The organism is Mycobacterium sp. (genome assembly GCF_019243155.1).
Classification (GTDB): Bacteria; Actinomycetota; Actinomycetes; order Mycobacteriales; family Mycobacteriaceae; genus Mycobacterium.
The window spans coordinates 1-7,112 of the sequence record NZ_JAFAUS010000064.1 but is presented as its reverse complement, the minus strand read 5'-3'; the positions used below and the strand labels follow the sequence as shown (position 1 = coordinate 7,112).

The following is a 7,112-nucleotide window of genomic DNA, read 5'->3' as shown; positions in this document are numbered from 1 at the left end:
CGTCCGCGCCGGCACCGAGCCGTCGTCGATCGCCGACTGTGGCACCCCGACGGCGGCGATCTCGGGTCTGGTGAACACCGTCGCCGCCACCGTGCGCAGCCGGATCGGACTGACGCCCTCACCCAGCGCGTGGTACATCGCGATGCGACCCTGCATGGCCGCGACCGACGCCAGCAGCAGCAAGCCGGTGCAGTCGCCGGCCGCGTACATGCCGGGCACCGAGGTGCGCGACACCCGGTCCACCTTCAGGTAATCGCCGGGTCCCAGGTCGATGCCGACCCGCTCGAGGCCGAGCCCGCTGGTGTTGGGGACCGAACCGATGGTCATCAGGGCGTGGCTGCCCTCGACGGTGCGGCCGTCCGTCATCGTCACAAACACCCCGGTGTCGGTGCGGACGACGGACTCGGCGCGGGCGTTCTTGATCAGCTCGACGCCGCGCTCAGCGAAGGACTCCTCCAAAACCTGCGCGGCGTCCGCGTCCTCGTACGGCAGCACCCGGTCGCGGCTGGCCGCCACCGTCACCGGCACGCCCAGCTCGGTGTAGGCGTGCACGAACTCGGCGCCGGTGACGCCCGAGCCCACCACGATCAGGTGCTCGGGCAGCGCCTCCAGGTCATAGAGCTGCCGCCAGGTGAGGATGCGCTCGCCGTCAGGCTTGGCCGACTGAAGGACCCGCGGGCTGGCGCCGGTGGCGATCAGCACCACGTCCGCCTCGAACTCCTTCGTGGAGCCGTCGGCGGCGGTCGCCAGGACGCGGTGGCTGGCCAGCCCCGGGTGCGGGTCGATCAGCTCGCCGCGTCCGGCGACCACGTGGACGCCCTCGGCGAGCAACTGCGCGGTGATGTCGGCCGACTGCTGGGTGGCCAGCAGCCTGACCCGGGCGTGGATCCGCGGCAGCGAGATCTTGGCGTCGTCGATGTCGATGTCGAAACCCAGCCGCGGCGCGCGGCGCAGCTCGGTGCGCAGCCAGGTCGAGGCGATGAATGTCTTGGACGGCACGCAGTCGTCGAGGACGGCCGCCCCACCCATCCCTTCGGCGTCGATCACGGTGACGTCCGTCGTGTCGGGGTGTGACGTGCGTGCCACCAGCGCGGCTTCGTAACCGGCCGGGCCTCCGCCGAGGATCACGATGCGGGTCACCACAGCCCTAACCTAACCGGGCGGCGGGGACGCTGCTATCGCTCGGGTGAAGACCACAGTTGTGTCCGACGTCTAAGATTTCCCCGTGCCGCTCTACGCCGCCTACGGGTCGAACATGCATCCCGAGCAGATGCAGCAGCGGGCGCCGCACTCACCGATGGCCGGAACCGGCTGGTTACACGGGTGGCGACTGACCTTCGGCGGCGAGGATATCGGTTGGGAAGGCGCGCTGGCCACCGTCGTCGAGGACCCTGACTCAAAGGTTTTCGTCGTGCTCTACGACATGACGGCGGCGGACGAGAACAATCTCGACCGCTGGGAGGGCTCGGAGTTCGGCATTCACAAAAAGATCCGCTGCCGGGTCGAGCGCATCTCGTCGGACACCAACACCGACCCCGTGCTGGCGTGGCTGTACGTGGTCGACGCCTGGGAGGGTGGTCTGCCGTCGGCGCGCTACCTCGGCGTGATGGCCGATGCCGCCGAAATCGCAGCGGCGCCAGAGGATTACGTGCACGATCTCCGAACCCGCCCGGCCCTCAACATCGGGCCGGGAACCGGCGCCTGACCCCGCTCGTCGGCGCCGCCCGCAAAAAACATTCGCCCGACGGCGATCGGCAGGGTAGACAGACAGACCGATGATGCGCGCCCCGGTCCGGGAGTGGCGCCGGGGGAAGGAGGATCGGCTGTCCATTCTGTCCACACCGCTGGTCGCCGATGCGGTGGCGCGCACCTTCGCCGCTGCCTTCAGGCCCGCCCCCAAACCCGCCGTGCGCTTCCCGGAGATTGCGGGCCGAACCACTGAGGTCGCCATCGAAACCCGCCACGGTCCGGTATCGGCAACCGTCTATCACCCGCCGGCGGCGACGAACCCGCCCGTCTACGTCAACGTGCACGGCGGCGGGTTCGTGGTCGGGCACCCCGAGCAGGACGATCCGTGGTGCCGCTACCTCGCCGCCAACGCGGGCGTGCTGGTGATCAACCCCGACTATGTGCTGGCGCCCCGACACCGGTTTCCCGCCGCGGTGCATCAGATCTACGACGTCGTGTGCTGGGCGGCCGGCCGCGGACGCGACTGGGACGGCACGCGACTGTGCATCGGCGGCCAAAGCGCGGGCGGCAACCTCAGCGCCGCGGCGGCGCGGATCGCGCTGGAGAACGGTGGCCCCGATATCGCGCTGCAGGTGCTGCACTACGCACCGCTGGACCTGGTCACGCCGAGCCGCGACAAGGCATCCACGATCGGCCGCCGGGCAGTCATGAAGCCGTGGATGAGCGAGGTCTTCGACACCGCCTACATTCCCGAGCCGAAGTTTCGGCGCGACCGCCTGGCCTCGCCCGCCTGGGGTGACAACGCCGACGACATCGCCGGCATCGCTCCCGCCCTGGTCGTGACGGCCGAGCACGATCGGCTGCGCGACGAAGCCCGCAGGTACGCAGGAAAACTCGGCGCCGTCGGAGCGTTAACGGAGTATCACGAGGTCCCCGGCGTCGACCACGGCTACAACATCATGAGCGAGGCCGGCGAGGTCACGCGGCGCACCTACGCTCGCATCGCCGAACACGTCGTCCGCGCCATCGGCGCCTAGTCGTGTTGGAAAGCGGCCGACTGCTCGACGATGTTGACCAGCACGCGCAGTCCGACCGCCAGCGCCCGCTCGTCAAGGTCGAACGTCGGTTGATGCAGATCGAGCTGCGGCCCCTGGCCTGACCACACGCCCAGCCGGGCCATCGCGCCGGGGACGTCCTCCAGATACCAGGAGAAATCCTCGCCGCCGCCGGACTGGCGGGTGTCGGCCAGCGCGTCGGGGCCGACGGCTTCGATCGCGTGGGTGAGGATGCGCGTCGAGACGTCCTCGTTGACCACCGGCGGCACGCCGCGCCGGTATTGCAGCGTGTGCTCGATGGCCAGCGGCGCCAACAACCCCGCCACGGTCTCGCGGATGATCTCCTCCATCGCGATCCAGGTCTGCCGGCTCGCGGTGCGGACGGTGCCGGCCAGCACGCCGCTCTGCGGGATGGCGTTGGCCGCGACGCCGGCATTGACTGCGCCCCATACCAATACGGTGCCGTTGCGCGGGTCGATGCGGCGCGACAGCACCCCGGGCAGGCCGGTGATCAGCGTGCCGAGGCCGTAGACCAGGTCGGCGGTCAGGTGCGGCCGCGACGTGTGCCCGCCGGGCGAATACAGCGTGATCTCGATCTGGTCGGCCGCCGAGGTGATCGGGCCGTGCCGGACCGCGACCTTGCCGACCTCCAGCCGAGGGTCGCAGTGCAGGGCGAAGATGCGCGACACCCCGGTGATCGCGCCGGCGGCGATGGCGTCGATCGCCCCGCCGGGCATCAGCTCCTCGGCTGCCTGGAAGATCAGCCGCACCCCGACCGGAAGCTCGGGCACCGACGCCAGGGTCAGCGCGGTGCCCAGCAGGATCGCGGTGTGCGCGTCGTGGCCGCAGGCGTGCGCGACGTTCGGCATCGTGGACGCGTACGGGGCGCCGGTGAGCTCGGCCATCGGCAGGGCATCCATGTCGGCCCGCAGCGCGATCCGCGGCTCGTGGTCGGGGCCGATATCGCAGACCAGTCCCGTTCCGCCGGGCAGCACCTTGGGGTTGAGCCCCGCGTCGGCCAACCGCTCCCCGACGAACTGGGTGGTGGCGTACTCCTGGCGGCCCAGCTCGGGATAGCGATGGATGTGGCGGCGCCATTCGACCAGGTCGTCATGATGAATGGCCAGCCAGGACGTGGCGTTGTCGGCGAGAGTCATGCCCGCGCCCCGCTGTGCCTCAGTTCCTGAGCGGTCATCACCCGGTCGCGTTCGGCGGGCGTCTGTGCCAGCTGGACGACCGTGCGCGCCAGCATCACGGCGCCCTCGACGACGGCGCGATCGGCGCTGGGACCGGCGGCCGCGGCGGCGAACTCCCGCTGGTGCACCGTGGCACCGCCGGCGTCGACCCCAATCACCGGATGGATGCCCGGCAGCACGTGGGTGACGTTGCCCATGTCGGTGCTGCCCATGGGCAGCACCTTTTCGAATTCGGGTGCCACCGGGTCACGTCCGAGCCGGCGCATTTCCTCGCGGCAGATGTCGGCCAGCCACACATCGGGTTTGAGCTCGGCGTACGGCGGTGCCGGGGAGTCGATTTCGTATTCGCAGCCGGTGGCCAGCGCGCCCGCGGCGAAGCACGCGTACATCCTGCCCTCCAGCTCTGTCAGTGAGTCCGCTTCGACGGCCCGCATCGCGTATTGCAAGGTGGCGTGTCCGGGGATGACGTTGACGGCCTGCCCGCCGTTGGTGACGAGCCCGTGCACCAGTTGACCCGGCGCCAGTTGCTGCCGTAGCACCCCGATGGCCACCTGCGCGACGGTCACGGCGTCGGCGGCGTTGATGCCCAGGTGCGGTGCGACGGCTGCGTGCGATTCCTTGCCACGGTAGTGCACGATCGCCTCGGAAAGGGCCAGCGACCGGGCCGCGGCGATGTCGGTCGGCCCTGGGTGCAGCATCACAGCCACCGCGAGGTCGTCGAACACCCCGGCGTCGAGCAGCAGCTGCTTGCCGCCGCCGGCCTCCTCGGCGGGCGTGCCCAGCAGCGCCACCCGCAGGCCCAGCTCGTCGGCTACCTCGGCCAGCGCGAGCGCGGTGCCGACGGCCGAGGCCGCAATGATGTTGTGGCCGCAGGCGTGCCCGATCTCGGGCAGCGCGTCGTATTCGGCGCATACCCCGACGGTCAGCGGCCCGCTGCCGAAGTCAGCCCGGAAGGCGGTGTCCAGACCGCCTGCGGCAGCGGTGATCTCGAAACCGCGCTCGGCGACCAGAGCCTGCGCTTTGGCGCAGCTGCGATGCTCGGCGAACGCCAGCTCGGGCTCGGCATGGATGGCGTGGGACAACGCGATCAGATCCGGACCGCGGAGCCGTACGACGTCCTCGACGCTGTCTAACGGGGCTGCGGGCACTCTCGCAGTATCTCACCCATGTGAACCGGCCCCGGGCGACAAAACCCAAAAGTATGATTTGTGGTTTAGTTTTGGTAAAAAAGTATGTAATGATGCGATTACAGTGATTTTAAGTTTGGGGCGTCGGACGTCCCTCTTGATTTGTCGGAGGAGAGCGAAGGTGCACCGACGCGCCGGAGCTCGATCATCGAAGGGAACTCCCGTTGAGCTGGGGAAATTTGTCGGACGCAGTCCAGACGGTACTGCTGACGGCCTGCGCTGAAGTCGTGTGGCTCGCACTCACCGGACTCGCCGTGATGCTGGCGTGCCGCGACAAAGACGAAGAAATCGAACTCAGCGATACGTGGTGGTGAATCCCGTCGGAGACGCGAGCCGTCGGCTACATCTGTCCGGCGATGAACCCCGCCGCCTGGCCGGGGTAGGGCGCGGCGTCGTAGTCGTGGTGCGCGTCCCGGTCGCGACCGCCGACGACACAGACCGGATCGCCCGGGCTGCACAAGTCGATGGCGCGGCCGGCGAACTGGCCGGTCGACGACAGCGGCGTGCCGAAGCGGTTGCCGGGATTGCCGAACACCGCAACGGCGGTGATCTTGTTGGCCAGACCGGGATCCAGCGCGGGCGCCGATCCGAAGTTGCCGATGGTATTACCGAGCGGTGGCACGCCCGCCAGCATCGAGACGGCGGCGGCGCCCTGCGAGAAGCCCCCCAGCACCAGGCGCGTCGACGGGCACTGGTCGACCATCTGCGCGATGTGATCGCGCGCGTCGTTGGCGGCGTCGCCGGTGGTCAGAAAGTTATAGCTGGCCGGATAGTTGACCGCGTAGGGCTCGACGTCGCGCGAGCCCAGCTTGGGCTGCAGCGCGGCGAGCAGCGCATCGCCCACTGCTCCCATGCCGGGCGGCTCCGCGGTCCCGCGAGCGAAGACGAGTTGGACGTCGGGGCAGTCGGCTCGCGCCTGCGGCGCGCTCACCATTGTCATCGACCAACCAAGAGCAACGGCCGCAACGACAACCGGACACCTAGCGAAACCCATGCGGCAAATCTTGACACAGGTACCCGGTCAACTGCATTGCCGGGCTAACTAAATCACACTGCTCCGAGCCTCGGCGCTCGCCGTCGCCGGGCTAAGCTCCCCGACTGTGGCCGAAACGCTGCCCGACCCCGGCGATCTCGCCCGACGGGCGGCGCGCGCCATCGGCGAGCAGACCGGAATCACCGAACACGACGTCGCCATCGTCCTTGGCTCTGGCTGGTCACCAGCCGTCGCGGCCCTCGGCACACCGACGGCCGTGCTGCCGCAGGCCGACCTCCCGGGATTCCGGCCGCCCACCGCGGTCGGGCACAGCGGCGAGCTGTTGTCGATGCGAATCGGCGAGCACCGGGTGCTGGTGCTGGTGGGCCGAGTGCACGCCTACGAGGGCCACGACTTGGGCCACGTCGTGCACCCGGTGCGGGCGGCGTGCGCGGCGGGGGTGCGCATCGTGGTGCTCACGAACGCCGCCGGTGGCCTGCGCGAGGACATGACGATCGGCGAGCCCGTGCTGATCAGCGACCACCTGAACCTGACCGCGCGGTCGCCGTTGGTCGGTCCGCAATTCGTGGACCTGACCGACGCCTACTCCCCGCGGCTGCGACAGCTCGCCCGCGAGGGCGACCCCGGGCTCACCGAAGGCGTCTACGCGGGCCTGCCCGGTCCGCACTATGAGACACCCGCCGAGATCCGGATGCTGCGCACGCTCGGCGCCGACCTGGTGGGCATGTCGACGGTGCACGAGACCATCGCGGCCCGGGCGGCGGGCGCCGAGGTGCTAGGAGTATCGCTGGTGACCAACCTGGCCGCCGGGATCAGCAGCCAGCCGCTGAGCCACGCCGAAGTGCTCGCCGCGGGCGCCGCTTCGGCCAACCGGATGGGCGCGCTGCTGGCCGACGTCATCCAGCGCGTACCCCGGCTGTAGACCACATGACGCCCGAGGAGTGGATCTCCCACGATCCCGACCCGGCGACGGCCGCCGAGCTCGCGGCGT

Annotated in this window: 8 protein-coding genes; 4 read left to right on the top strand and 4 right to left on the bottom strand. The window is 69.8% G+C overall.

What is annotated here, in order from left to right:
- Positions 1-1,143 (bottom strand): NAD(P)H-quinone dehydrogenase (locus JOZ00_RS03355; protein WP_293339608.1); only part of this gene is annotated, 1,143 nt, incomplete at its 3' end.
- 82 nt (positions 1,144-1,225) lie between these two features.
- Between JOZ00_RS03355 and JOZ00_RS03350 the strand changes: the two genes are divergently transcribed.
- Both JOZ00_RS03350 and JOZ00_RS03345 read left to right on the top strand, forming a co-directional pair.
- A complete protein-coding gene (locus JOZ00_RS03350; protein ID WP_293339606.1) occupies positions 1,226-1,705 on the top strand; it encodes a gamma-glutamylcyclotransferase in 480 nt (159 codons plus the stop codon).
- A 202-nt stretch (positions 1,706-1,907) separates the two neighbouring features.
- Positions 1,908-2,726 (top strand): alpha/beta hydrolase, encoded by an 819-nt coding sequence (locus JOZ00_RS03345; RefSeq protein WP_293339611.1) that lies wholly within the window; start codon positions 1,908-1,910, stop codon positions 2,724-2,726.
- Here the strand turns inward: JOZ00_RS03345 and JOZ00_RS03340 are convergent.
- Complete coding sequence (locus tag JOZ00_RS03340; RefSeq protein WP_293339603.1) at positions 2,723-3,901, bottom strand: M20 family metallopeptidase; 1,179 nt, start codon at positions 3,899-3,901, stop codon at positions 2,723-2,725. The two genes, JOZ00_RS03345 and JOZ00_RS03340, sit on opposite strands and share 4 nt — an antisense overlap.
- A complete protein-coding gene (locus JOZ00_RS03335; protein ID WP_293339600.1) occupies positions 3,898-5,088 on the bottom strand; it encodes a M20 family metallopeptidase in 1,191 nt (396 codons plus the stop codon). The genes JOZ00_RS03340 and JOZ00_RS03335 overlap by 4 nt, the downstream gene beginning before the upstream one ends.
- 218 nt (positions 5,089-5,306) lie before the next feature.
- On the opposite strand from JOZ00_RS03335, the gene JOZ00_RS03330 reads away from it, so the two are divergent.
- Positions 5,307-5,441, top strand: coding sequence for a hypothetical protein (locus JOZ00_RS03330; RefSeq protein ID WP_293339598.1), 135 nt, complete (start codon positions 5,307-5,309; stop codon positions 5,439-5,441).
- Between the two features lie 26 nt (positions 5,442-5,467).
- Here the strand turns inward: JOZ00_RS03330 and JOZ00_RS03325 are convergent, their stop codons facing one another.
- A complete protein-coding gene (locus JOZ00_RS03325) occupies positions 5,468-6,067 on the bottom strand; it encodes a cutinase family protein (protein ID WP_293339595.1) in 600 nt (199 codons plus the stop codon).
- A 160-nt stretch (positions 6,068-6,227) separates the two neighbouring features.
- On the opposite strand from JOZ00_RS03325, the gene JOZ00_RS03320 reads away from it, so the two are divergent.
- On the top strand, positions 6,228-7,043 hold the full coding sequence (locus JOZ00_RS03320) for a purine-nucleoside phosphorylase (RefSeq protein WP_293339592.1): 816 nt from the start codon (positions 6,228-6,230) through the stop codon (positions 7,041-7,043).
- The last annotated feature ends 69 nt before the right edge of the window (positions 7,044-7,112 follow it).

Excerpts from the sequence above, each read along its gene's own strand:
- JOZ00_RS03340 (WP_293339603.1), bottom strand. The coding sequence starts at position 3,901 with ATGACTCTCGCCGACAACGCCACGTCCTGGCTGGCCATTCATCATGAC.
- JOZ00_RS03325 (WP_293339595.1), bottom strand. The coding sequence starts at position 6,067 with ATGACAATGGTGAGCGCGCCGCAGGCGCGAGCCGACTGCCCCGACGTC.